This window comes from Microbulbifer sp. GL-2 (genome assembly GCF_007183175.1).
GTDB lineage: Bacteria > Pseudomonadota > Gammaproteobacteria > Pseudomonadales > Cellvibrionaceae > Microbulbifer.
The window spans coordinates 2,807,413-2,832,103 of the sequence record NZ_AP019807.1 but is presented as its reverse complement, the minus strand read 5'-3'; the positions used below and the strand labels follow the sequence as shown (position 1 = coordinate 2,832,103).

The following is a 24,691-nucleotide window of genomic DNA, read 5'->3' as shown; positions in this document are numbered from 1 at the left end:
TACGACAATCCAAGCAAGCGAATGCCATATTATATGGAGTTAGCACAACTTCCTCTTTTACACATAACGCCCATAGCAACGGCGGCTGGAACGGAGCAAAGCGTAGTGTAAGCCGTCCAGCCCGCGTTTTTCGCGGGCAATGTTGCCTATGTTTGTTAAGTGTTTGGCACTTATGCCGTTTGTATTGCCCATAAATATGCCAACCCTAGGGAAATCATACTAACCAAAGATACCTTTAGTAGCTGCTTTTTATGCCTGGCAGCTACGTAGGTAATTAATCCCAGATTACCGACTACGAGATACGGTATGACCAAACCGAAATAGTAGGGCATTGGGAAAAGCCCTATTAACACTGCTACAAATGAAAAAATCACAAGCAGTGCTAGCACCAACGGTAAAAGCCACATTTTCTCGATAACTTTGCTCATTCTTGATTAGACACTTAACGCCGTGGTTTGGGGCAGCCGAAACAGAGCGAAGCGGCGTGTAGGCTGTCCCAGCCGCGCGTCTTCTGCGCGGCGAACAACACCACCTTGTTAGAAGTGAAGCTATTTTCTACGAAGCTCAATATTACGCTCCTCAGCTATAACGGTTATGGTGTCTTTCTCTTGATCGTAAGTAAGTGGTAAATAATCACCTTCCTCTGTATTTCCCACTTCATCCAGGAACCACAATTCGTAAGAATTCGCCCCTATTTTTTGATACTTACACTCGGAAGCCATACCATCGACAGGCCCACCCACAAAGATGAAACAATCACCTCCATTTTCAAATCTTATCAGAGTGCGGTTTTGATCACTTGCATGGTGCCATTCACCTTTGATTATATTCCCTGTGCAGGCAACTAAAAGAAACAAAGCCAGAATAGTGATTACAGTCTTCATACCTATGCACTTCTAACGCCTCTGCCAGCGGCAGCCGCTTGCGGCTGTCCAGCCCACGCAGTGGGCGGTGCTGCGCAGGCTTGTTAAGTTCTCAATGTTCATTGCTTCGCAAGAACTCTTTATATTGATCTGTAGCTCGCATTTCTTTGAAATCATCAATGCCAGCAATCATATCTATTATTCCAGGGGTTTTCTTGGCTTCGATACTGACAAATTTTACAAATCTATCTGTGTCTTTAGCTAACGCCAAATTTCGAAATATTCTGTATTGTGCACGATAATCATCAGGTTGAAGTTGATAGGCATTAAAGAAGGCCTGGACTGCTTCTGAATGCTTCCCAAGATTTTCAAGGGTGATGCCGTAGTTGAACCAGCTTGTTGGGATTTTAGGTGATCGATCAATGATCTCTCGAATTACTGGTAGAGCCTTTTCCCATTCATTGTTTTCTGAATAGTACTGATACTTCTCGACAATATTCATTTCCTTTCCATAGACAAAGGGGCTTAAAAGAAGCACTAAAAATAGAGATAGATTTTTCAACGTCGGATTTCCGTATCTAGGTGAACTTAACGCCGCCGGCAGGGGCAGCTTACCTTGTGTGCTTTTTGCGCAATAATGGGAGCAAAGCGACCTGCGCAAAAGGTGCACAAGGTAAGCTGTCCCGCGGAGGGCCATAGGCCCGGAGCAAATTGCCCGGCCTTGTTAAGCATTTGGCCCTGCCTCCATAGGGCGCAGATCAGATGGCTCGGGTAATATTGAAGGTGCCTCAACTGCTAAGCCATATACTTCAAGACCGCTAAGCACACCGCGACTTGAGAATATGAATACACCTGCTAGAGAGTCCTCATCTCCGAATAGATAATCACTCAAAATGTGAACTCCCGGCTCCGCCTCAGGCTTGCCTTTGATCTTGAAATTGAAGCTAGCGCAACCACAATCGCATATCCAATCGGTAGCCTCTGCTTGCTCCAATTGATCTATGTATTCTCGAGCATCTTCATTTCCGTTCTCAAGGAGCCACCTTGCCAGGGTGTATTCCTTTTTTGAAAGTTCTCTAGTCATATAACTTGATGCTTAACGCCTTTAGCAACGGCAGCCAGCGCGAAACGCGTTGCAGGCTGTCCAGCCCGAAGGGCGAGGTTGCCTAAATTTGTTAGGTATTATTAGCTGCAGGTGACTATCTGGCCTCATTATAAAATCTCTGCCAATCTTTACTTGTAATATCAATCCATTGATCTATGGGGCTTAACGTGCATGATGAATAGTCAACTATTATTGGTGGACCACCACAGTCTGCAATAATTACAATTGGCCCTGTAAACTTAGAAACTGCATAAGTAATTGCAATATTTAATTCAGTTGATCCCTTTTCAAACCAAAATGCGGATTCTTGACCTTTTTCATCTTTATTCTCAATATTTATTAATGCATATAGCCTATCTTTTGGTTCTTCCACAAAATCCATTACGACCTGATGGGGAATACCATTTTTATTTTCATTATATTTAATTTTAAATCCTGTAAATTGCTCTACTACGGATTTTAATTCTTCTACAGTCGGCCAGCGGGAAGGACCATGTGGAAATTTAAGATTGAATTCGGTTTCAACCCATTCTTTAAGATCTGCTTCAGGGCAGTGTACATGATATAGAATCCCCATATTCTTTAGATACCTAACGCCGTGATATGCGGCAGACCACGCGTAGCGTGGGCTGTCCGGTGGAGGCCCGCAGGGCCGGAACGAACATCATCACCTTGTTATACCTGACTTACGTTTATATAGTATTGCTTAACCGTGAACACAAAATTGTCTTTCTGTTCAATAGCATCAACACGTTCATCGTACGGATCCAATGATAAAGTGATTCTATCATTTTGACTCAAAGCTTTTATGTGAGATACGCAAACACCTGAGTAATCATCGCAAAAGTCGGCCTCCAAAACATTGAGCAACTGAAATTCAATTATCTCTTCATCAAAGCGAATAAACTTCATATTAACTGAGTTGCCTTGTTTCAAAAGCTCAGAGTAATACTCATATTCTATCGAGAGAGAAACTAGTATCGAATCCCTTAATGCTATTTCTATTTCACGTACTCTCTTCATCTAAACCGCCAAGATGTATAACGCCGCCGGCAGGGGCAGCTTATCTTGTGCGCGTTTTGCGCAATAATGGGAGCACAGCGACCTGCGCAAAAGGTGCAGAAGGTAAGCTGTCCCGCGGAGGGCCGCAGGCCCGGAGCAAATTGCCCGGCCTTGTTATGAGTTTTACTTCCGAATTTTGGACACATTATTTGGATCTCTGTCACAGGCCAACAACCAACCAGACATTTCCTCTAACGAAAATGATTCCTTGGTATGTGTCCCCTCTCCTGTTTCATCAACAGTGTACCAAGTAGAAGAATGTAACTCTTCTATACCACTTATGACTTGGCAATCTCGTTCAAACGATTTCCTAAACTCATCAGCTGACAAATCACTCTGATATTGATGTGACGTACAGGCAGAAATCTGTACCCCCAGAACAAGTAAGGCCAACCTTACGTTTAACAATGCGATTTTCCTATATGGACTCATAACGCCTTGCTAAGGGGCAGCCGAAACGCAGTGTAGGCTGTCCCGCGGAGGGCCGAAGGCCCGGAGTGAACTTAAGCAACTTGTTAAGCTTGATGCTCATTTAAAACCAGCCACTCTGCCCACTGTAACCCTGAAATACCAATGTGATTACCCACACTTTTGCTAAGAACAGCATTTGACTCGCTACTTATGTTGCCTAGCATGCTCCAACCGCCACCTAATCTTTGGCCAAACTCGATAACCTCAACCACAACCTCTGACCAAGAATATTTATCATTGTGAAGCAGATCTAAGGTAGCCATGTAACCACCTTTAGAATACTTTTCTATTGTAGATTCAGATGGTGGACAACCGAATGCCTTTATACATCGATTCACTATTTTTCTAGCTGAATCTTCTGACGAAGAATCTAAATGTAACTTCCAAATTGATCTAGGCATGATTCCTCGTGGAGCTTAACGACTACAACAGGGGCGGCCGGAGCGTAGCGTAGGCTGTCCCGCGAAGGGCCAAAGGCCCGCAGCAACCTGTTTGTACTTGTTAAATTTTTTGCTCATAGTACAGCGCTACAGGTGAGTAATACATTAATGCCAGTAGCACGCCAGACAGCAGCATAGATATGTCATAGAGCACTTGGCTAAAACCGCTGTAAACCATGATACCCATGAATGGATACACTGCAAATGTAGTAACAAATCCAGCAGCATAAACATGCCTTGCCCATGACTTGAATAAAAGCAGGCCGATCAGTGAAACCAGCACCATAATGATGGCAACAACAGCCAATACGCCAGCCGCAACAAGTTTTGTGCCTTCAATCTCTGGCTCAATCTCAACAACATAATCAAAAACCTGATCAGTTATTGGGTCAGGCCAGATATAGTCATATACGCCAGAAAGTAAGCCTATGGCTAGCGATAATACAATTAGTGTTCGGTATTGATTCTTACTCATAGAAATTTAACGCCAAGCTTTGGGGCGCGCTGCGTAGCAGGGCGTCCCAGCAACCATAGGTTGCGACAACAGCGCCTTGTTATGTGTAGTGTGCCTGTTAACCGAAAACATCTTTATGCCAGAATGCCAACTTATTATCATAAAACCAATCTCTATTCTCGTCTGTTTGTAATTGGCTTAATTGAGACATGTTAACATCGTAACGAGTAAATATTGCGATTAAATCACGCAGATTATCATAAGAGATTTCCGAGTCAGTTAGATGTAACTGTATCTCATTGTTGACACCTTTAATTTGAGAAATACATTCCAGTGAATTAAGCCAATTAAAGAAAGCTATTTCATCACCTTCAGATAAAAAACTTAAGCTTTCACAGACTAATACAGTCAATTTCCCTGCTCCTTATGACACATAACGACTACAACAGGGGCGGCCGGATCGTAGCGTAGGCTGTCCCGCGAAGGGCCAAAAGGCCCGCAGCAACCTGCTTGTACTTGTTATGAGTATTTGTGTTCATAGCCACGAATTGTGCCTCGCTCTTTAAGGTCTTGGAGAAAACCTTCGCTCAAGCCTTTATATGCAACAGTGCACTCTTTATCGAAATTATCATAACCACCAAATACTAGCTCTCCCTCTATAGCTATCTGCACATGAATGATGCCTTCTCTAACCAGATGATCCTTTTCTGTTAGCTCTTTCCACATGCCTTTGGAACTTTCTTCATCTAAGGGGAGAATCACGAAATCTAGTTTTGGGGATATAGTTTGTCGTTTAAGCACTGGCGTTTCTTCATAGGAAGCATTCGGCCATTTATAAAATGACAAATGCTCCAATGAGCCCTCAAATGAAATAAGGGAGGCTCCTGCGCATTGTTCCATAACTGCATGGAGCAGGCCCGATTTATCCCTAGGATCAATCCACGTTACTCTTTTCATATCCCTGATACTCATAACGCCCGCATAATCGGCAAGCGGCGCATAGCGCCGATTGTCCGGTGGAAGCCCGTAGGGCTGGAACGAAATTCATGCGCTTGTTATGGATTGCAGACCTCGCTGAACTGTTTGCTAAATGCTGATTGCACATTAGGGAAGTAGCTACTTTTTGACACAAAACTATTTAGAACCTCTCTAGCAGCGAAAAACTGCTTTTTCTCTTCACTGGACATGCCTTTTAGGAATAGATAGTAATCTTCATCAGCGCTCATCGCCGCCTTTTCCGATGTATAGAAGGAATCATTGGCCATAGCTAAATCCACTCTATTTTCCAATGAACCACTTGAAGTTACTTTTAACGAAAATCTAGGCACCAATTTCGAAATCGTACTACCAGTATTAAGTAGACTTGGATCTATAATATTCAATTTTTCTGCTACATAGATATCTAATTTGTTGTAGCGTACCTGAAATTTTACAAATGGCTTTATGATTTTGAAAGCCACCTTATCCTCTTCGAAAATAGTTTTTGTGGCTTCTAGCATCGATACACTTTGAGAATTTAAATATTTTTTGTATTGCTCGATTTCACATGATGCATTTGCAAGACTGCAATACATAAGGGACATCAGAAAAACTACATTCTTCACTTAGATCTCCATGATCCATAACGCCGTGCACACAGGCAGACAAAGTGCGGTGCCTTTTGTGTGAAATGGCGTAGCCTACACAAAAGGCGACGTGCTTTTGCTGTCCAGCGCAACAAAGTGAAGCGTTTGTGCTGCACCTTGTATGGTTGTTCTTGTCCGATTCTGATGTTGAAAACCCTTTTCGCTAACGGGTAAATTGAGACCCACCTTCGGCGGCCACCGAAGGCCTTGTTTATCACAGTTCGCTGCAGCGCCGGTTCGTAAAAGACCGATAACAAGTATGAACGTGATAAGCACTCACTAGGCATAACTCGAATAGTCATGTGGGCCTCGAGCCCGAATAGCAAGGCGGAGATAGCTTATCTTATGGAACCTCAAGAGATCAATGTCGGTATCGATACTAGCAGCAAACAGCTCGATATCTTTGTGAGACCAACTGGCCAATTCTTTAGTGTTACCAATGATAAGGATGGTATTAAGGACGCCATTAAACAACTACAACCCCTTAAACCCAAAAGAGTACTTATCGAGTCCACAGGAAGGCTTGAACTGGAGTTTGTCTGTGCTGCCCACAAAGCAGGATTGCCGATAGTTGTTTGCAATCCTTCGCAGGTAAGAAACTTTGCAAAGTCAGCGGGGCGACTCGCCAAAACTGACAAGCTGGATGCTGTCGACATTGCTCACTTTGGGGAGGCAATGAAGCCGAGGCTATCGTCGATAAAACCTGAAAAATTGAGAAATATCAGTGACTTACTGGCTGTAAGAAGCCAGTGCTTGGAGATGGGCACCATGCAAAAGAACCGCCTTAAGCGAATGCCTAAATCTGTACACAAACCTATTCAAGCCATATTGAAAGCCATTAAAAAAGAGTTAGAAGTAATCGACAAGCAGCTGGATAAACTCGTTAGCAGTATTGCCGAGTGGCGACAAAAACGTGACCTATTGTTAAGTGCTAAAGGGGTCGGGAATGTGTTGGCCTACACCCTGATGAGCGAACTACCGGAATTGGGAAAACTGAACCGAAAAGAGATTGCTGCACTCGTTGGTATCGCCCCAATGAACCGAGATAGCGGCAGCTTCCAGGGTAAGAGATATATTCGAGGCGGAAGACATCGCGTACGCACAGTTCTGTTTGTTTCCATCATGTCGGCCATCCAGTGCCATCCTAAATTAAAGCCAATGTATAAACGCTTAGTCGACGCTGGCAAGCCTAAGAAAGTGGCCCTCATTGCATGTATGAGAAAGCAACTTACCATTCTGAATACGATGGTAAAAAACAACACATACTGGGATGAAAATATGGCTTAAAAGCTTGACGAAGAACCATAGTCACTTGTTATGTACTTTTTAATGCTATTCACGGATTGCGCCTGAAAATTTATTTTCTGGAATTGTTTTGTATTTCTCAATCAGTTTTATAGCTGTGTCATATAATTCCGAAAGCTTAAGCTCTGTGCCTTTTCCAGTGACTTGAATCTCAGTTGTTCGGCCATTTTCAACTGAATACCTTACAAACACTACTGTTTTTGACCATGATACAGCCCGCAGAACAAAACAATAATTGCTGCCACCATTTATGAAAAACTCTTCAGCCCCTAGATTGATCTGGAATAGTTCGGTGGGAGTGGTTTTTCAAATCACGTCAACAGATGGCATTATTTGAAGCCGCTGCGATTGTGTAATTGTACTTTGCGCTACATCGAATACATCAGTCTCAAAGGAAACTTCAACAGAAGCAAAATATTCTGCCTTATTTAAATCACCAGTACCATCTTCTATTACTCCTCTAGAATCTATTTCAGCATGATATAGATACTCACCAAGAGCTTCCCTTCCCCAGCTGAAAACTTCGCAAAGTGTTTTAACATTTTTTGACTCTGGCTCTATTGAGTGAAGCTCAACTACTTGCATGATATTTCCGTGGTACATAACAGTGTATTCAAAAGCAGCTGCATTATATCACCTAACAGCATATCCTTAGTGCAAGAACTCATTCATCCATAAAAAATATATATAAATCATAGAGTTAACCAACGCCAGCATAAAAACACTCAAGTGGATATATTGCAGCTGCATTATATTTTGATATTTTACTCCTTTTGATCACAAGTATAAATCATTGAAAATCAATAAGTTAACGCCCATCTTGGTAGGGATATGTGCACTTGCTTTTGATCTTCGATATTGACAATATAGGGAAACAGCAAATACTGTATATAAAAACAGTAAAAAGAGAGCGTCATGGATGATATTCGCCCTAAGTTACCCCCTAAACCCGAGCGTTTTATGGATACTTTGCGTCTACATATTCGCAAACAGGGACTGTCGTACCGAACAGAGCAAACATACACCCATTGGATAAAGCGATTCATTCACTTTCATCGATTGAAGCACCCTGCTGATATGGGGGCGGCTGAAGTTGAGGCGTTCCTTACCCACCTTTCAGTTCAGGGGCTCTGCGCAACGAATACACAAAGAGTAGCATTGAATGCCGTTGCTTATCTCTACAAGCAGTTCTTAGGCAGAGAAATCCCAGATTTGGATTTTAAGCTTGCCAAGAAGCACCGGCGGCTACCTATTGTTTATGGCCGTGAAGAAGTCTTCGCGGTTCTTGGTCATTTACAGGGAGTTTTCAGATTACAAGTTGAGTTGATGTATGGCTCAGGACTTCGTAGTGCCGAACTGCTATCTCTCCGAATAAAGGATGTAGACTTTGGTAGCAACAACATTTTTGTCCGTGGAGGAAAGGGAAATAAAGATCGCACTACCCTTCTCCCCAAAGGGATGGTTGAAGATATACAACGTCAAATTAAGCACGTATCTCTTCTTCACCAGCAGGATTTACTGGCCGGTTATGGCTCGGTTTATTTACCAGATGCTCTCGACCGCAAATACCCCAATGCGGCCAAACAGCTCGCTTGGCAATATTTGTTTCCCGCCAACGCTATCAGCAAATGCCCACGCTCAGGCATATACCGAAGACACCATATGCATTCATCTACTTTGACGCGCCAGGTAAATAGCGCTGTAAGAAAGGCAGGAATTAACAAACCAGCTCGCTGCCATGCATTTCGCCATAGTTTTGCCACTCACTTGCGTACGATTCAGGAGCTGCTAGGTCATTCGGATGTGAGCACTACTGAAATTTACACCCATGTCGTAAACCGGGGAGATAAAGGCGTTTTAAGTCCCTCAGATCGCCTGCGCAATTTTCATAAAATTGAGGAGGCTGGAGCTAACTATTTTGTTGGGAGCAAGATAGAGGAAGTTCAGGCGCTTAGCTTATTGGCCTCATCTTAGCAGCGAGGAGACCGGATACCGGCTGTCACCGGTATCGCTATAGAAAAAGGCCGATCCAATTATCCTGGTGTTACATCACCATTCTGTGCGCGGTGGCGCAGTGCGTGATCGATCAGAACCAAGGCCATCATCGCTTCGGCGATGGGTGTTGCTCGAATACCAACACAGGGGTCGTGACGTCCCTTTGTGACTACTTCGATGGCATTGCCGGAGCGGTCAACACTGCGGCCGGGAATACGCAAGCTGGAAGTCGGTTTAAGGGCGATATGGGCAATAATGTCCTGCCCACTGGAAATACCTCCCAGCACACCACCAGCATTATTCGAAAGGAAGCCGTCTTCCGGGGTAATTTCATCTCGGTGCTCGGTGCCCTTCTGCTCTACGCAGCCAAAACCCGCTCCAATTTCCACCCCTTTTACTGCGTTGATACTCATCAGACCATGAGCCAGGTCTGCATCAAGGCGATCAAAAATCGGCTCACCTAGACCTGCGGGAACGCCCCTGGCGTGTACTGAAATTCGGGCGCCGATAGAGTTTCCCTCCTTAATCAGCTCCTGCATATAGGTTTCCATTTCTGGCACACGCTCGGCATCCGGGCAAAAGAATGGATTCTGTTCGACCTGCTCCCAATCCAACTTTTGCGTTTTGATCGGTCCCAGTTGAGAAAGATAACCTCGCACCTCGATGCCGTATTTCTGCTTAAGCCATTTTTTCGCAATAGCCCCGGCAGCGACCCGCATGGCGGTTTCCCGCGCGGACGAGCGGCCACCGCCGCGATAGTCGCGGATACCGTACTTTTGCCAATAGGTATAATCGGCGTGGGCCGGACGGACCTGCTCGGCTATATTGCCGTAGTCCTTGGATCGCTGGTCGGTATTTTCTATCAGGAGGCCGATGGGCGTGCCGGTGGTTTTCCCCTCGAAGACGCCAGAGAGAATTTTTACTTGATCCGGTTCGCGGCGCTGGGTGGTATAGCGGGAGGTACCCGGCTTGCGGCGATCCAACTCCAGCTGGATTTCCTCTTCACTGATTTCCAGCCCAGGGGGGCAACCATCAACGATACAGCCCAGGGCGGGGCCATGGCTTTCGCCAAAAGTAGTGACGCAAAACAACTTGCCAAAGGTATTGCCCGACATATACGACGTTTCCAGCTAATAGGTAGTTGAACAGAGATCGGCCTCAAGGAAGCCGCATATTATAAAGTAACCACATGCCCAGACGCGTCAACATAGGCAAAAAGCACAATTGCTCCACGCATCCGGCTTCGTTGGTTATCCCGGCAATGTAGATTGCCGGGTTAGCAAAAGAAATTACTCTTTTTCAAAGTAAGGTTGGTAAGCGAGCAACTCTTCGCGGCTGATGACGAAGACTCCGTGGCCTCCATCTTCAAACTCAGGCCACATAAAAGGTACTTCCGGGAAGGCTTGCTCCAGCGCTTCCCAGCTATTACCCACTTCACAAATTAGCAGACCTTCCGGTTGCAGGTGATTGGCAGCTTCACACAGCAGACGGCGGGTAAAGTCGAGACCATCATCCCCCGAGCCCAGGGCAATATCGGGCTCAGCCCGGTACTCTTCAGGCATCTCTGCTAAATCACGGGCATCCACATAAGGTGGGTTGCAGACAATCAGCTCATAGCTAAACCCCTGGAGTCCAGCGAAGAGATCCGACTGTACCGCGCGCACCCGCTCATTGAGGTCGTGGCGGTTGATATTGATTTGCGCCACTTCAATGGCACCCTCGGAGATATCACTGAGGTCCACGCGTGCCTCGGGAAAGGCCTCGGCGCAGGCAATACCGATACAACCACTGCCGCAACACAGGTCCAGGATCGCCAGGGGCTCCACATTGAGCCAGGGCTGGAAATTATGACGAATCATTTCTCCAATAGGTGATCGGGGGACCAGTACCCGATCATCCACATAGAATGTCATATCGCAGAAATGCGCCTCATTGGTCAGGTAGGCAGCCGGTACCCGCTCGGTAAACCGCCGCTCCAGTAAGGTGAGTACGTCGCGACGCTCCTCCATGGTCAGGCGGGCCTGTAATATCTCAGGCTTGCTGTAGGGCGGCAGGTGCAGCGCATGGGTAACAAGCAGTACCGCCTCGTCCCAGGCATTGTCGGTGCCATGGCCGTACCAGAGGCCAGCCTCGTGGAACCGGCTGGTTCCCCAGCGAATGTAGTCCAAAACCGTGGTCAGCTCGTGCAGGCTGGATTCACGCCTTTCTATCATCGAATCTATCCTTAAGTACTATGGATCTCATTAGGGTCCGCGCGGATCTTTACTCTCGGGTTACAAACGCTTAGGGTAGCGCACCCGCCCTTCGGGCTGAGATGTTGGAAAGAGCAGCATGAACGAACACTACGCGCGAATTATTGAAGCAATCGGCGAAGATCCGCAACGCCCAGGACTCAAAGATACCCCTGAGCGCGCCGCCAAAGCCATGGAATACCTGACACGCGGTTACAGGCAGACCGTGGAAGACGTGGTCAACGATGCGCTCTTCCCCTCCGACTGCAGCGAGATGGTCCTGGTTAAGGATATCGAACTCTACTCCCTGTGCGAGCATCACCTGCTGCCATTTATCGGCCGCGCCCATGTAGCCTATATTCCCAATGGCAAGGTTGTTGGCCTGTCCAAGGTAGCGCGCATTGTCGATATGTTTGCGCGCCGCCTGCAGATCCAGGAGCAGCTCACTGTCGAGATCGCCGAGACCTTGCTAAACGTCACTGGAGCCGCTGGGGTAGGCGTTATCATTGAAGCCAAACACATGTGTATGATGATGCGCGGCGTGGAAAAGCAAAACTCAGTGATGAAGACTTCGGCCATGCTCGGCACCTTCCGCAGCAACCAGGCCACGCGCAACGAGTTCCTTTCCCTGCTTCGCCAGTAACAGGGGCTCCTCACCAGTACAGTGCGGCCCCAGGGCCGCCAATGTTCAAGGAGTGAATTGCCATGCCTCACCTGATCATAGAGTATGCAAAAAACCTGGAAGACAGGATCTCCGTTGCAGCGCTGGTCAGCTCGGCGCAGGAAGCGATGAACCGCTCCGGGCTGTTCGCCTCGCACAACATTAAGACCCGGGCCAAAGCCTACGAACAGTTTATTGCCGGCGACAAAGGCAGCAGCTTTATCCACGCTGAAATCCGCTTGCTGGAAGGCCGCAGTTCCAGGGAGCGGGAAGCGCTAAGTTCGGCGGTATTCAACTGCCTATGCCAGTTTGCCGACGGCGTACCCGCTGTCTCGGTAGAGGTACGGGAAATGGACGCCAGCTGCTACTCCAAGCGAGTGCCCTTCTAGCAGGCCTCACCGCGCAGGAAAGGGCCAAACCACTCCGCAATTCCCTCGGCCCCGTCCTCCATGTGCAAATGGTGACCTCCCGGCATTTCCCGCACTTCAATATTTTCAAATCCCGCCAGGATTGGGCGCAGCTTCTTAATCATGTTGGTAATTCCCCCCTCTGCCAGAACCAGTCGCACTGGCATGTTGAGGCGCGACAGAAAAGCCCGGATCTGCACCTCATTGAGTTTGGCGGTGGAGGCTGCCATCAGTTGCGGGTCATTGCTCCAGGTAAAGCCCCCCTCTGCCGGATTGGTACCCCGCTCGGTTAATACCCGCGCAGCCCATTCAGACAGGGGAAAGAGACCGTTCATACGGGCCTCTACGGCCCCTTCAAAAGTGGGATATATCTTTGCCTTGCGATACCTGTAACGAGCGCGCTGAGCTATGGCCTTGGCGAGAATATCCGGGGAGTCTGCGTCCTTTGTGGCCGGAGGTACCAGGCCATCAATCAGTGCTAGACGTTTCACCCTGTTAGGGAAAGCGCCGGCGGTAATCACACTCGCAATAGCACCTCGGGAATGCGCGAGCAGGGAGAAATTCCGCCAACCCAGAGCTTCCGAAACACCGATAATATCCTCCGCCTCCTCCCAAATATTGTAATTCGCATGAGAAGAACGGTGGTAACTGCGGCCGTGGCCCGCCATATCCAGGGCAACCAGATTAATACCTTCAAGCAGCGGCGCCAGACGATCGAAACTGGCACAGTTATCCAACCAACCGTGCAAGGCCAGTACCGGCTCACCAGAGGCATCCCCCCACTGCCGCGCGGCAATGCTTTTACTGTCAAATTCGAGAACAATCTCGTTGGGGTCACTTTGCTTCATGGTCGGCAATTCCATTGAATAACTTTTATAGCAGTGAGAGATGGTGCAACCGCTCAGGGCCTCCGGCAATGACGCTTGTCACCAGAGGGGTAGTGATTTAGGTGCAATAATTTTTTTAGAGGAGGTGTAGAGGTGGCGAAGAAGTCAAGATTGATTACTCGGGGTGCTGCAGCCAGTCCAGATCCGCGCAGCCCTTGGCCCAAACTTCAGAACTGACACAGGCAAGGCTCGAAGTGCCCATAGGGTGCGCATTACCACTACCGCACAGTCCATTCAGCAGACTGCCTACCAGTGGCTGGTGACTTACCAGCAAAATGGGGAAGTTATCCTGCTGCTGCAGAAGATCAAGTAATTGCTGGGGGTCACTGTCCCCGATTAACAACGGTTCGGTCACTATGGGCAGGCCCAGGTGAGCAGAGACAATATCGGCTGTTTGTTGGGTGCGCACAAAGGGGCTGGCCCATATGGCACGCACAGCCGACAACTCTTTCGAACGCTTTCTGCATACCTGCGCCACCTGTCTGCGCCCACGCTCTGTGAGGGCGCGGGCCGCGTCGTTGCCGAGCATGGGCTCAGCCTTACCGTGGCGCAGGATAAACAATTGCATCAGTGCTGCCTCAACCGGAATTGCCCGATCAGCTAATTTTTATCATTGCGTTCGTCGGATTCGGGCTTTTTATCGGTAAAAGAAGCCGCAGTCTCATCTGCACTCTCCTCGACCAACTCGGGCTTGTTGTCATCGGACGGCTCATCACTACCGAGGATTATGGCATCCTCAACCTCTTCCTTTTTTGACTCAGATTTTTTCACCGACGCCGCTTTTTCCTCAGTTGAAACCACTTCCGCAGATACTTCTTCGGCACCTTCATAACCGGAGAGATCTTCTACGTCTGACTCTGGCCACTCGGCAAAGGGGAAAGGCTTTTCGTCGGAGTTGTAAATCAGGAATTGCACGGCCTGGTAGATATAGGAGGCGAGCTGGTCGCCGAAACGACGCAGGTTATCATTGGACTTGCCACCAATAATCGAAAACAGGAATTGCAGCACTACCACAGCCAGCAACACCCAGCCAGCCAACTGTAAGCAGATGGCAAACAGCACCATGTAGATCAATCGCACCCACTGGTTACCGGAAGTCAGGTTGCGTTTAAGTTCATCATTTTTCATAGGAGGCTTCCATCAAGGCTTGGCCGAGTAGGCCACATCAAATGTTTGCGCGCCCGACATTAAATTGCGAATTACCTCTGGAATCGGCCGCTCTTCAAATAATATGGCGTGAATCGCGGAAACCAAGGGCATGTAGACGCCCATTTCGTCGGCTTTCTGTTTTATCAGTCGAACAGTATTCACACCCTCGGCCACTTGACCGATTTCTGCGACAGCACGATCCAACGGTTTGCCTTTACCCACCAAATAACCCACCCGGTAATTGCGGCTCAGGTCTGAGGAGCAGGTCAGAATCAGGTCTCCAACACCGGCGAGACCGATAAATGTCATGGGATCTGCACCCATGGCCTCGGCAAAACGCATCATTTCGGCCAGGGAGCGGGTAATCAATAAACTGATCGTGTTTTGCCCACGATCCAGGGCCGCAGCCATACCGGTTACTATCGCGTAAATATTTTTCAGGGCGCCGGCCAGCTCCACTCCAAAAACGTCATTACTGGAATAAACCCGGAAGGTCTCCGAGTGCAGGGCCGACTGGATACTCTTGCACAGCGTTTCATCTTCGCTGGCGACCACCGTCGCAGTATAGTGGCCCGCAACAATTTCCTTGGCAAAGTTGGGCCCACTCAGTACCCCCACGCGCATGCCATTGGTTTCCTCGCGCAGAATATCGCTCATCAGGTGGAAATTATCGTGTTCAATTCCCTTGGTTGTGGAAATCAACATGGTACCCGGCTTCAGCAAAGGTGCCACACGGCGCACCACTTCACGGAATGATTTACTGGGAATAGCGACAAACACAATATCGCAGCCCTGCACGGCCTCCTGCAGGTCACTGCTGATACAAAGCTCTGGATGCAGGGCGACACCGGGCAGGTATTTACTGTTCTCACGTGTTTCCCGGCAAGCTTCAGCGCTCTCCGAATCCCGCATCCACTGGCGGGTATCATGACCATTGCCCGCCACAATATTGGCAATCGCCGTCCCGAAACTGCCGCCGCCCAATACGGCTATGGAGAGGGGGTTGGAAGTTTCCTTTTGCATAGTGATTCCGATAAAGCTTATCTCGTGGCCTGGGATTATAGAGGTATGACCCGCTAAGCCCAAAGGGTTCAAATTGCGGGAATTTGCACGCAACTTTGCAAAACTACAGTAAAAAAACAAAAAACGGCCCGCTGCAGCAACCAGCCATGCCGAATTATCAGCGGGCCGTTACGACAGGGGCCGTACATCAGAAGCGCGCGGGCACCCCGCAGGGCTTTAACGCGCTGGGCTCACAGGGCGAGCCCGTAAATGGAGCGAATCGCTTAGCCGTGCATTTCCAGCAGCAGCGTATTCAGGCGGCGCACATAGTCGGCCGGATCTGCCAGCTGGTTGCCCGCAGCCAGGTTGGCCTGGTCCATCAGGATATTGGTGAGGTCCGCGAAGCGATCCTCATCCTGTTCCTGATCCAGACGCTGTACCAGCGGGTGAGACGGGTTCAGCTCAAAGATAGGCTTGGCATCCGGCAGGGCTTGGCCAGCCTGCTCCAGAATACGGCGCATCTGCGGGCCCATATCCTGTTCGCTCACGACCAGACATGCAGGAGAATCCACCAGGCGAGTGGTCGCGCGCACAGACTCAACGCGCTCTTCTAGTACTTCCTGTACCCGTTCAACCAGGGCACCGGACTCCTTCTCAACCTTTTCGCGCTCGGCCTTGTCCTCATCGCTTTCGGCTTCACCCAGGTCCAGCGCGCCCTTGGCCACGTCCTGGAACTGTTTGCCATCGAATTCGTTCATATGGCCTACGAACCACTCATCCACCTGGTCGGTGAGCAGCAGAACCTCAATACCCTTCTTGCGGAAAACTTCCAGGTAAGGGCTGGATTTTGCGGTGGCAAAGTTATCAGCGCAAACATAGTAGATCGCCTTTTGGCCATCTTTCATGCGCCCGATATAATCTTCCAGGGACTGATCCTGCTTGTCAGTATCAGTGTGGGTGGTTGCAAAGCGCAGCAGCTTGGCCACTTTTTCCTTGTTGGAAAAGTCTTCTGCCGGACCTTCTTTCAGTACATTGCCGAACAGATCCCAGAATTTTTGGTACTCGTCGCCATCCTTTTTCGCCAGCTTGTCCAGCATATCCAGAACGCGCTTGGTCAGGGCGCTCTTGATCGCATCAGTATTGCGATCCTTCTGCAGGATTTCACGGGATACGTTCAGCGGCAGGTCGTTGGAATCCAGCACTCCCTTCACAAAGCGCAGATACAGCGGCAGGAACTGCTCGGCGTCATCCATGATAAAGGTGCGCTGTACATAGAGCTTGAGGCCGCGGGCCGCATCGCGCTGATACAGGTCAAACGGAGCACGCGCGGGGATATACAGCAGGCTGGTGTAATCCTGCTTGCCCTCTACACGGTTGTGGCTCCAAATCAACGGGTCGTCGAAGTCGTGGGAGATATGTTTGTAGAATTCCTTGTACTCCTCGGATTTCACCTCAGAGCGCGGGCGGGTCCACAGGGCCTGGGCGGCATTGACCGCTTCAAATTCAGGTGCTTTCTCTTCTTTCGGCTCCTCGCCCTCTTCTGCCGCCGGCATTTCCTCTTTCAGCATTTCCACCGGAATGGCGATGTGATCGGAGTACTTTTTAATAATGGAGCGCAAGCGCCAGCCATCGGCATACTCTTTGGCATCTTCTTTCAAGTGCAGCACCACGCGGGTACCGCGCTGGGGCCACTCTACATTTTCCACGGAATATTCCGCTTCGCCGTGACATTCCCAGTGCACACCCTGGTCAGCTTCCACACCAGCACGACGGGTAAATACTTCTACTTTGTCGGCGACAATAAATGCGGAGTAGAAACCCACACCAAACTGACCAATCAGGTGCGCATCTTTTTGCTGGTCACCGGTAAGCTGTTGCATAAATGCAGAGGTACCTGAGCGGGCAATGGTACCGAGGTTTTCGATAACTTCATCGCGACTCATGCCAATACCGTTATCGGTAATGGTCAGGGTGCCCTCGTCCTTGTCGAATTCAATCCGAATGCGCAGGTCGGTGTCCTCGCTCAGCAGCTCGGGCTTGGACAAAGCTTCGAAGCGCAACTTGTCTGCAGCATCGGAAGCGTTGGAAACCAACTCGCGCAGGAAAATCTCCTTGTTGGAGTAGAGCGAGTGGATCATCAGGTGTAATAGCTGCTTGGCTTCCGTCTGGAATCCATGGCTTTCTTTTTGGGCCGCAACGGTCATCTATTAGTTCTCCCCATACAAGTCAATCGGAACAGGGAGCAGATATGAGGCCCTTCTGGCGGGTTTCAAGGGGTGAGAGCTAGAAGCACTACTGCGGGGATCAACGATCCCCGCTGGCCTTGACGGTGACAGGGGTACCCTTGCCGGTAATATCGATCACAAAGTTTGCGGTCAAATCTGAGATTACACGGGACTCCGCGTTCATCAGGATGGCGATACCGATCTTCAATTTCTCCGAATAGGCCACCGCCGCGCGAAAGCCTGCCACCCAGCCACCGTGATAGATAATGCGATCATCGCCAATGGTGTACAGGCGCCAGCCCAAACCATAACCGGCATGGGACAGGTAGTCCCGCCAAATGCGATGGCGCATATGACGCTGGGTTGCCACCCGCTCAGTGGTCATATCCTCAATCACCTCCGGGGACAGCACTTTCGGGTAGTAACCCATCTGCGCTTTCAGCCACTGGGCCATATCGGAGATACTCGCGTTTACCCCTGCCGCCGGTGCGGCGAAGTAATACTCTTTCTCAACTTTCACCGGGCGCCAACCGCTGCCCGTCTGCACATGGGGCGCGGCGCGGTTGTCAGAGGCCATAAAGCTCTCCCAACCCACCGAGGCATTCTGCATTTTCAACGGCACGAAGATGCGTTTTTTCAGCTGACTGGCGAAGGAGACGCCGGTAGCCCCAAAAATCACATCCTCAATCAGGCTGAACAAGACATTCTGGTAGCCATAACACTTCCCTGGAGTGCAGCGCGGGTCAATATTGGCGAATTTCGGCAATATCTTACTCAGCGGCTTGTTGTCCTCAAGGTAGTTATCGTAGGCGTTGGGGGTCAGGCCTGAGGAGTGACTGAGTAAATGCTCCACCTGTAGCTGTCGCGACAGGGATGAAGTCTTGAAGCTCAGATCCGGCACAAAATTGACCACTTTGTCATTCCAACTGAAGCGATCCTCATGCTCCAGAATGGTGGCCATACTCGCAGCAAAGGTTTTCGACACCGAGGCCAGGCGGAACACCGTGTCACTATCCACCTTGCCGGCCTTACCTCTGATCCGCACACCATAGGTATCCATGGCGACCACCCGGTTGCCATCGACGATTACATAGGCGCCACCAGGAATTGACTTGCCCGCCATCATGTGCCGGAAGTAGCGGTCAAAAGCCTTGGCCCTGGCGTCAATATCTACCGCCCGCGCAGGCAGAGCCAGCCCACACAGAAGCAGTGTTGAGAGGAAAATACACGCCTTCCCGGCACGTAGGTGATAGACGATATTTAAAAGAATTGCAGGTCTCATACGCAAATCGAGCCGCCAAAGCAATCCGGTACTTGCAGATAAGACTAGCAGCCAACGGGCAAAAACTCTATTTAGGCGCCACGCAAGACTGACTGCAGAATTCTAGTCGCTATTTCCAGACTCCGCGCGGACACCGGTGCCAGATACACAAAACTGCGCACTGACACTGATATAAACGAAAAAACCGCCTCTCGGCGGTTCTTTCACTGTGGGGGCTTCACCCCCAGCGAGCGCTCAAGCTTACAGCTTTTCAGCATTCTCGCTCAGGTACGCCGCTACACCTTCAGGAGAAGCATTCATACCTTTGTCGCCTTCCTGCCAGCCGGCGGGGCAAACTTCACCGTGCTCCTGGTGGAACGCCAGGGCGTCAACCATACGCAGCATCTCATCAACGTTACGACCCAGCGGCAGGTCATTGACTACCTGATGGCGAACATTACCTTCTTCGTCGATCAGGAAGGAACCGCGGAAAGCGACACCAGCGTCAGCTTCAACGTCGTATGCCTGGCAGATTTCGTGCTTAACGTCTGCAACCAGGGTGTACTTAACCGGGCCAATACCACCGTCATTGACGGAAGTGTTGCGCCATGCGTTGTGAGAGAACTGCGAATCGATGGAAACACCGATCACCTCAACACCGCGCTTCTCAAACTCAGCGAAGCGGTGATCGAAAGCGATCAACTCAGAAGGACATACGAAGGTGAAGTCCAGTGGGTAGAAGAAAACTACCGCCTTCTTACCTTTGATCGCTTCTTTCAGGTTAAAAGTATCGACGATTTCGCCGTTACCCAATACCGCTGCAGCGGTGAAATCCGGAGCCGGCTTGCCTACCAGAACTGCCATGAAAACCTCCTCAATCCCATGATGGGTTGTTGATAAGATGTGAAGTGTTCAATTTATGAGCAATAGCTATAAATCGAATGGGAATTAATAGTGGGCCGCTATGATACACACCCGCTTAATTCAGGCCCATAAATTTTTTAAATGAGCTTGATAGCAGAACAGCTATGCGTGAACCAGGCCGCAAATAGGAAGAAAAGGCCCAACAATGCGCACAAAAAAGAACCAAAGTGGTCGATTTGCAATCTTTTCGGAATCTTATTGACACTCATTCTCAATTGCAATAGGATTTACATCAGTCTACTATTGAACAGTAATCGACCAGAGCCTCCAACGATGTATGTATGTATCTGTAAAGGTATAACCGACCGCCAAATCAAAGAGGCAGTCTATGATGGCTCCACTTCTGTCAAGGCATTGAGGCGCCAGCTGGGAGTTTCCTCCCAATGTGGTCGCTGTGCGGAGCAGACCAAGGAGATCATCGACGAGACCATGAGTGGAGGCATGATTACCTCAGGCAACAATGGCCTGTTTTACTCTGCCAACTGATTTCTGCTCTGGCTCTGTGATCGTCACATTGGCGATCGCCCCCCCTACCCTGATCTTTTCCCCTGTACTCTCACCATTCCCTTGTGCGAAGTTGGGTTTTCCCCACATCCGGCCCAACTACAGTCAGCTACGGTTCAATTGGAACTCAAAGGCAGTGCCACAGTTTTCTGTACTGTGCACATAAATATCAGCTTGGTGCAGAGCCAACAGCCTTTTGGTAATCGCAAGCCCCAGGCCGCCCTGCCCGCTGCTGTCGTGCACACTATTAGCAGCCCTGTAATGGGCATCGAAAATATGCGGCAGATCATCTACAGGAATTCCAATACCGCTGTCTTTCACACTCACCAAGACCTGATCACCCTGCGGCCGCAAGTGCACGATGACCTCATCACCGGAGCCACAGTGCCGCAGGGCGTTTTCTACCAGGTTGGAAAATACCCTTTCCAGTTTTTCAATATCGCCGTGTACTACGATGCTTGAATCTCGGGGGCTTACATCCATGTGCACACATTGTTCGTGCGCTTTTAAGGTAAATTTTTGTAGTACGTCCTGTATCAATTCCGCTAACACAACACGCTCAATATTCATCGGCACATCGGCGCTTTCCAGGCACGCCAGCTCGAATAACTGCTCCACCAGCCGGTTCACTTTCTTACTGTTGCGGTAAGCCGTTTCCACATAGTGTCGACTGTCATCCGGGTGCAGCTCCTCGCGCTTGATCAGCCAGGTTTCCAGGTAGCCTCGCAAAGATGAGAGTGGAGTACGTAAATCGTGAGAGATGTGAGTTAGTAATTCACGGCGCATTTCGTCGACAGTTTTTATTCTCTGATACTGCTCCCGCAGTGAGGCGGACAGTTCGTTGAAGGCACTGCCGAGACGGTGGACCACATCATTCGCATTGGTATCCCAGGGGGTTGGTGACAATTCCTGTTGCAGGCCCACGGCGCGAAAATGTTGCATATCCCGAGTAAGCTGTCTCAGCGGCCGGGTGAGCAGGGCAAATACCCACAAAGATGCGATCAAACTAAGTACCAGGCCGCCGAGAAAAACCACCACTACCCAGCGTAAGAGATGATTCTGCCAAACTCCCTGGACCACATCGTCGAACACTTCGCTACCGATAATCACATACATATATCCCTTTAACTGCCCCCCCTGCTCTACTGGAGCGGCGGAAAAGGCTTTCAGTCGCTCGTGGTCGCGAGGGTCTGGGCCGTATATCGTGCGCTGAATTTCCGTGGGATTATCGAGAAAAGAACGAATAGGCCTAGTATCAATAAACTGGCGTTTTATCTGTTCCGGATCAGCGGAATAGGCGAGGATCTCCCCCTGAGGACTCAGCAGATAAAATTCGAAGTTTGGACCCAACACCATCAAATCGTGAAACAGGTGATAGAGTCCCTCTTTATCCGGCGCGCCTTCGATAAATAATGTATTTTCTTCAACCAGGTGGCGAGCGAGGTCGCGGTGCAGGTTCTGCGCCACTTCGTTTTGATAAGCACTGACCAGATAGCCCATCAGGAGTAAAAACAGCACGCCCACAGCAATAAAGCTGCACAACAGCAATAAAGCCAGGCGGCGATAGAAAGCGTCACGCAGGAATTGCATCATTGAATTTGTAACCCACCCCCCAGACTGTCAACACGTATTGCGGTTGTGCAGGGTCCCGCTCCAGTTTGCTGCGCAAGCGATTGATGTGTGAGTTCACTGTGTGTTCGTAACCACTGTGCTGGTAGCCCCAAACTGCATCCAGAATCTGCGCTCGACGAAATACCCGACCAGGGTGACTGGCGAGGTAAAACAGGAGGTCGAATTCCCGTGCTGTAAGTTCCAGGTGCTGCTGATCCAGCATTGCAAGCCGTTTACTACAGTCAATCTTCAGACGGCCACAGGTGATCATAGAATCTGTTTGAGGCGCCATCTGGGCGTTAAGTGCGCTGCGGCGTAACAGCGCTTTGACCCGTGCCTGAAGCTCGCGCACACCGAATGGCTTGGGAAGGTAATCATCGGCTCCCATTTCGAGACCCAGCACACGATCCAGCTCGGAATTACGCGCGGTAAGCATCAGGATCGGAAGGGCACTACCAGCATCCCTCAGGCGTCTGCATATCTCCAACCCATCCAGACCCGGCAGCATTACGTCGAGTACCAGCAGATTGAACTTCTGGTTGAGGGCCCGCATCAACCCCTGCTCTCCGTTGTCACATGTGGTTACCGAATAACCCAGAGTCTCCAGGTGCATGTGCAACAACCGCAGTATGTCGTGATCGTCCTCGATTATCAGAATGCGCTTGCTCATGGTGCCCCACCGCTTCATCATCTTTCTCCTGTCGCACCCCCTCCAGAGGAGGGGGTGCGACAGGCCCCAGATTGTTTGTCGCGCCAGCAGCGAAATTATTACTCGGTCCGGGTTATTTCCAGAAGCATGGCCGGCTGATCAAAACGGTGTGACTGCTCGAGAGCTGACGCGTCGTAGCCATCCGCACGGCTGACTATGCCGGGATGACGTGCAACAAAATCCACATCATCCCGCTCAGCGTTAAAACCCTCGCCACCGTCGGCGGGGCCGGGAATAGTGCCTACTAGCTCGCTGTTAAACTCCGTGCCGGCATCGTAAACCGGAGCCAGTCTCTGCAGTGAGTCGCCTACCGCCAGGGAGGAAATATCAATTTGCGTGAGTCCGCTAAATGCATCATTGGTATTGACCAGCATGGTGACAATCGTCAACAACACCTCCTCCTCTTCATCGAACTCTAGGGTAAAGCGTTCAGTTGCCCCGGGTCCAAGCGGTGCCGTCCCACTCACATCGGTATAACTACCTGAATCTTCCAGCCCAGTCAGAAACTCACTGTTATCACCGCCCTCGGCAAGCAGCTCGAGACCGGCACTGGAAGGTTGACCAACAACCCAGCCTCGCAAAGTACTATCGTGGGCCACTATCGCCACTGGTGACAGAGGCTGATTTTGGGTCAGGTTGGTAATTGTTACTTCAAATCCCAACGTGACAGCTTCCGGGGTAGGTGTGGGTACAGGGGTAGCTGGCTCGTCATTACGGCTGTTGTTATCGCTGCTACAACCGGCCAGGAGGGCTGTGATGGCCAGGGGCAATAGCAGAGCGCCCAACGTGTATATTCTCATGGTGAATCCTCCCATAGGCACTCTTACTGAACAGTTACGACGACCTTAGCTACAGGGTTCAACCAGCGGTGAATACGGGCATCCAAGTCACTGCTGCCAGCGTCGGGGTCAGTGTCGCCGATATTGCCGCGATGGATATGTACTTGCTGGTTAACTTCTTCTGCTGTGATACCTATTCCACCCACACCTCCATTAGCGCCTGGATTGGCGGGGATACCAGCAACAAATGGCGCTCCGCTGCCCTCAACGAGCAATTCATTATTGGCCTCGGTGCCGGCATCATAGGCATTGAGGTAAAGGGTATAGCTGCCCGGTTCGGTGGGTATTTTCCAAGCATCGAGACCGACAAAACCGTCATTGGTGGGTAACAGCATGGCGGTTATGGACAGGAATCCATTGCTGCCGGTATCAAGCGCCTCGATATTGGTACTGGTGCCTGGAGCTAGCAAACCGGCCGCAGGATTTTCCACATTGGCCGCCCCCATTGCTGTGGCAGCGGCTACCAAACCACTGATATCACCGCCTTCGGCCATCATTTGTAATTCCGGGCTTGCGGCGGAGCCGGTTTCAAACAGGTGAAATTCACCAACATGTGCGGAAACCAGTAACGGCGTAAAATAAATACCCTGGGTGAGATTCGTGATTTCCACTGACGCAGTTTGCGCCTGGGCCGCTGTCGCGACAGTGGCCAGCGTCAACGCGCTGAGAACTGACTTTATTTTCATAGTTATTCCCAAAGTCTGTGGTTAAACAAGTAAATGGCCGATCAACCTGTTCCAGACTAAGGGTGAGATATCCAATAACTGTCACCAAAACATCACATTTTTATCACGGAGGCGCCACGCGTCTAACAGCGCTGTATCTATGTATCTGTTAAGGCAGTTTAAGGTGGCGTGACTTCTGCCAGAGCTTTTAAGGGGGCGCATGCTTACTGTAACTAGAGACTGCCTGTTTTACCCTATCAACTAAACGCATAACCCACTGCTCCAGATATCGGCGA

Annotated in this window: 29 protein-coding genes; 5 read left to right on the top strand and 24 right to left on the bottom strand. The window is 49.8% G+C overall.

Going from position 1 to position 24,691, the window contains the following annotated elements; translation table 11 throughout:
- Positions 1 to 548: 548 nt before the first annotated feature.
- The 10 genes from GL2_RS12355 to GL2_RS12310 form a co-directional block, all read right to left on the bottom strand.
- Entirely contained in the window at positions 549 to 884 is a 336-nt protein-coding gene (locus GL2_RS12355; protein ID WP_143730941.1) for a hypothetical protein, read from the bottom strand.
- Positions 885 to 975: 91 nt separating this feature from the next.
- On the bottom strand, positions 976 to 1,365 hold the full coding sequence (locus tag GL2_RS12350; protein WP_143730940.1) for a tetratricopeptide repeat protein: 390 nt from the start codon (positions 1,363 to 1,365) through the stop codon (positions 976 to 978).
- A 222-nt stretch (positions 1,366 to 1,587) separates the two neighbouring features.
- Positions 1,588 to 1,947 (bottom strand): hypothetical protein, encoded by a 360-nt coding sequence (locus GL2_RS12345; protein WP_143730939.1) that lies wholly within the window; start codon positions 1,945 to 1,947, stop codon positions 1,588 to 1,590.
- Between the two features lie 115 nt (positions 1,948 to 2,062).
- Positions 2,063 to 2,545: a hypothetical protein gene (locus GL2_RS12340; RefSeq protein ID WP_143730938.1), complete on the bottom strand. Its 483-nt coding sequence runs from the start codon at positions 2,543 to 2,545 to the stop codon at positions 2,063 to 2,065.
- A 98-nt stretch (positions 2,546 to 2,643) separates the two neighbouring features.
- Positions 2,644 to 2,991 carry a hypothetical protein gene (locus GL2_RS12335; RefSeq protein ID WP_143730937.1) on the bottom strand — a complete coding sequence of 116 codons (348 nt, stop codon included), beginning with the start codon at positions 2,989 to 2,991 and terminating at the stop codon, positions 2,644 to 2,646.
- 554 nt (positions 2,992 to 3,545) lie between these two features.
- Entirely contained in the window at positions 3,546 to 3,902 is a 357-nt protein-coding gene (locus tag GL2_RS12330) for a hypothetical protein (RefSeq protein ID WP_143730936.1), read from the bottom strand.
- Positions 3,903 to 4,002: 100 nt separating this feature from the next.
- Positions 4,003 to 4,416, bottom strand: coding sequence for a hypothetical protein (locus GL2_RS12325; RefSeq protein ID WP_143730935.1), 414 nt, complete (start codon positions 4,414 to 4,416; stop codon positions 4,003 to 4,005).
- A gap of 97 nt (positions 4,417 to 4,513) precedes the next feature.
- Complete coding sequence (locus GL2_RS12320) at positions 4,514 to 4,807, bottom strand: hypothetical protein (RefSeq protein WP_143730934.1); 294 nt, start codon at positions 4,805 to 4,807, stop codon at positions 4,514 to 4,516.
- A gap of 107 nt (positions 4,808 to 4,914) precedes the next feature.
- Complete coding sequence (locus tag GL2_RS12315; protein ID WP_143730933.1) at positions 4,915 to 5,352, bottom strand: hypothetical protein; 438 nt, start codon at positions 5,350 to 5,352, stop codon at positions 4,915 to 4,917.
- Positions 5,353 to 5,450: 98 nt separating this feature from the next.
- Positions 5,451 to 5,999, bottom strand: coding sequence for a hypothetical protein (locus GL2_RS12310; RefSeq protein ID WP_143730932.1), 549 nt, complete (start codon positions 5,997 to 5,999; stop codon positions 5,451 to 5,453).
- A 366-nt stretch (positions 6,000 to 6,365) separates the two neighbouring features.
- On the opposite strand from GL2_RS12310, the gene GL2_RS12305 reads away from it, so the two are divergent.
- Positions 6,366 to 7,307: an IS110 family transposase gene (locus GL2_RS12305; RefSeq protein ID WP_143728875.1), complete on the top strand. Its 942-nt coding sequence runs from the start codon at positions 6,366 to 6,368 to the stop codon at positions 7,305 to 7,307.
- Between the two features lie 324 nt (positions 7,308 to 7,631).
- On the opposite strand, the gene GL2_RS12300 is transcribed toward GL2_RS12305, so the two are convergent.
- A complete protein-coding gene (locus GL2_RS12300; protein ID WP_143730931.1) occupies positions 7,632 to 7,910 on the bottom strand; it encodes a hypothetical protein in 279 nt (92 codons plus the stop codon).
- A gap of 330 nt (positions 7,911 to 8,240) precedes the next feature.
- On the opposite strand from GL2_RS12300, the gene GL2_RS12295 reads away from it, so the two are divergent.
- Positions 8,241 to 9,299, top strand: a complete 1,059-nt coding sequence (locus tag GL2_RS12295; RefSeq protein ID WP_143730930.1) for an integron integrase — start codon at positions 8,241 to 8,243, stop codon at positions 9,297 to 9,299.
- 59 nt (positions 9,300 to 9,358) lie between these two features.
- On the opposite strand, the gene aroC is transcribed toward GL2_RS12295, so the two are convergent.
- Entirely contained in the window at positions 9,359 to 10,435 is a 1,077-nt protein-coding gene (gene aroC / locus GL2_RS12290; RefSeq protein ID WP_143730929.1) for a chorismate synthase, read from the bottom strand.
- Between the two features lie 174 nt (positions 10,436 to 10,609).
- Entirely contained in the window at positions 10,610 to 11,533 is a 924-nt protein-coding gene (gene prmB / locus GL2_RS12285; protein WP_143730928.1) for a 50S ribosomal protein L3 N(5)-glutamine methyltransferase, read from the bottom strand.
- Between the two features lie 118 nt (positions 11,534 to 11,651).
- Between prmB and folE the strand changes: the two genes are divergently transcribed.
- Together folE and GL2_RS12275 are read left to right on the top strand one after the other, a co-directional pair.
- The gene (folE, locus tag GL2_RS12280; protein ID WP_020412734.1) at positions 11,652 to 12,194 is read left to right on the top strand and encodes a GTP cyclohydrolase I FolE; all 543 of its coding nucleotides are present in this window, start codon (positions 11,652 to 11,654) and stop codon (positions 12,192 to 12,194) included.
- Between the two features lie 62 nt (positions 12,195 to 12,256).
- On the top strand, positions 12,257 to 12,601 hold the full coding sequence (locus GL2_RS12275; protein ID WP_143730927.1) for a 5-carboxymethyl-2-hydroxymuconate Delta-isomerase: 345 nt from the start codon (positions 12,257 to 12,259) through the stop codon (positions 12,599 to 12,601).
- On the opposite strand, the gene GL2_RS12270 is transcribed toward GL2_RS12275, so the two are convergent.
- From GL2_RS12270 to GL2_RS12240, 7 genes are all read right to left on the bottom strand, one after another.
- Positions 12,598 to 13,467, bottom strand: coding sequence for an alpha/beta fold hydrolase (locus tag GL2_RS12270; protein WP_143730926.1), 870 nt, complete (start codon positions 13,465 to 13,467; stop codon positions 12,598 to 12,600). The two genes, GL2_RS12275 and GL2_RS12270, sit on opposite strands and share 4 nt — an antisense overlap.
- A 154-nt stretch (positions 13,468 to 13,621) precedes the next feature.
- Positions 13,622 to 14,074 (bottom strand): phosphohistidine phosphatase SixA, encoded by a 453-nt coding sequence (sixA, locus tag GL2_RS12265; protein WP_143730925.1) that lies wholly within the window; start codon positions 14,072 to 14,074, stop codon positions 13,622 to 13,624.
- Positions 14,075 to 14,106: 32 nt separating this feature from the next.
- Entirely contained in the window at positions 14,107 to 14,634 is a 528-nt protein-coding gene (locus GL2_RS12260; protein ID WP_143730924.1) for a DUF4389 domain-containing protein, read from the bottom strand.
- Between the two features lie 12 nt (positions 14,635 to 14,646).
- Positions 14,647 to 15,678, bottom strand: coding sequence for an NAD(P)H-dependent glycerol-3-phosphate dehydrogenase (locus GL2_RS12255; protein ID WP_143730923.1), 1,032 nt, complete (start codon positions 15,676 to 15,678; stop codon positions 14,647 to 14,649).
- 263 nt (positions 15,679 to 15,941) lie between these two features.
- Positions 15,942 to 17,861 carry a molecular chaperone HtpG gene (gene htpG, locus GL2_RS12250; protein WP_143730922.1) on the bottom strand — a complete coding sequence of 640 codons (1,920 nt, stop codon included), beginning with the start codon at positions 17,859 to 17,861 and terminating at the stop codon, positions 15,942 to 15,944.
- A gap of 100 nt (positions 17,862 to 17,961) precedes the next feature.
- A complete protein-coding gene (locus GL2_RS12245) occupies positions 17,962 to 19,164 on the bottom strand; it encodes a serine hydrolase (RefSeq protein ID WP_143730921.1) in 1,203 nt (400 codons plus the stop codon).
- 240 nt (positions 19,165 to 19,404) lie between these two features.
- On the bottom strand, positions 19,405 to 20,007 hold the full coding sequence (locus GL2_RS12240; protein ID WP_143730920.1) for a peroxiredoxin: 603 nt from the start codon (positions 20,005 to 20,007) through the stop codon (positions 19,405 to 19,407).
- Between the two features lie 333 nt (positions 20,008 to 20,340).
- Here GL2_RS12240 and GL2_RS12235 point away from each other — a divergent pair, with 333 nt between their 5' ends.
- Positions 20,341 to 20,553, top strand: coding sequence for a bacterioferritin-associated ferredoxin (locus GL2_RS12235; protein ID WP_143730919.1), 213 nt, complete (start codon positions 20,341 to 20,343; stop codon positions 20,551 to 20,553).
- 123 nt (positions 20,554 to 20,676) lie between these two features.
- On the opposite strand, the gene GL2_RS12230 is transcribed toward GL2_RS12235, so the two are convergent.
- From GL2_RS12230 to GL2_RS12215, 4 genes are all read right to left on the bottom strand, one after another.
- A complete protein-coding gene (locus GL2_RS12230; protein WP_143730918.1) occupies positions 20,677 to 22,164 on the bottom strand; it encodes an ATP-binding protein in 1,488 nt (495 codons plus the stop codon).
- Entirely contained in the window at positions 22,145 to 22,852 is a 708-nt protein-coding gene (locus tag GL2_RS12225) for a response regulator transcription factor (RefSeq protein WP_143730917.1), read from the bottom strand. Before GL2_RS12225 ends, GL2_RS12230 begins: the two co-directional genes overlap by 20 nt.
- 98 nt (positions 22,853 to 22,950) lie before the next feature.
- The gene (locus GL2_RS12220) at positions 22,951 to 23,691 is read right to left on the bottom strand and encodes a spondin domain-containing protein (RefSeq protein WP_143730916.1); all 741 of its coding nucleotides are present in this window, start codon (positions 23,689 to 23,691) and stop codon (positions 22,951 to 22,953) included.
- Positions 23,692 to 23,714: 23 nt separating this feature from the next.
- Entirely contained in the window at positions 23,715 to 24,416 is a 702-nt protein-coding gene (locus tag GL2_RS12215) for a spondin domain-containing protein (protein WP_143730915.1), read from the bottom strand.
- Positions 24,417 to 24,691 lie beyond the last annotated feature (275 nt).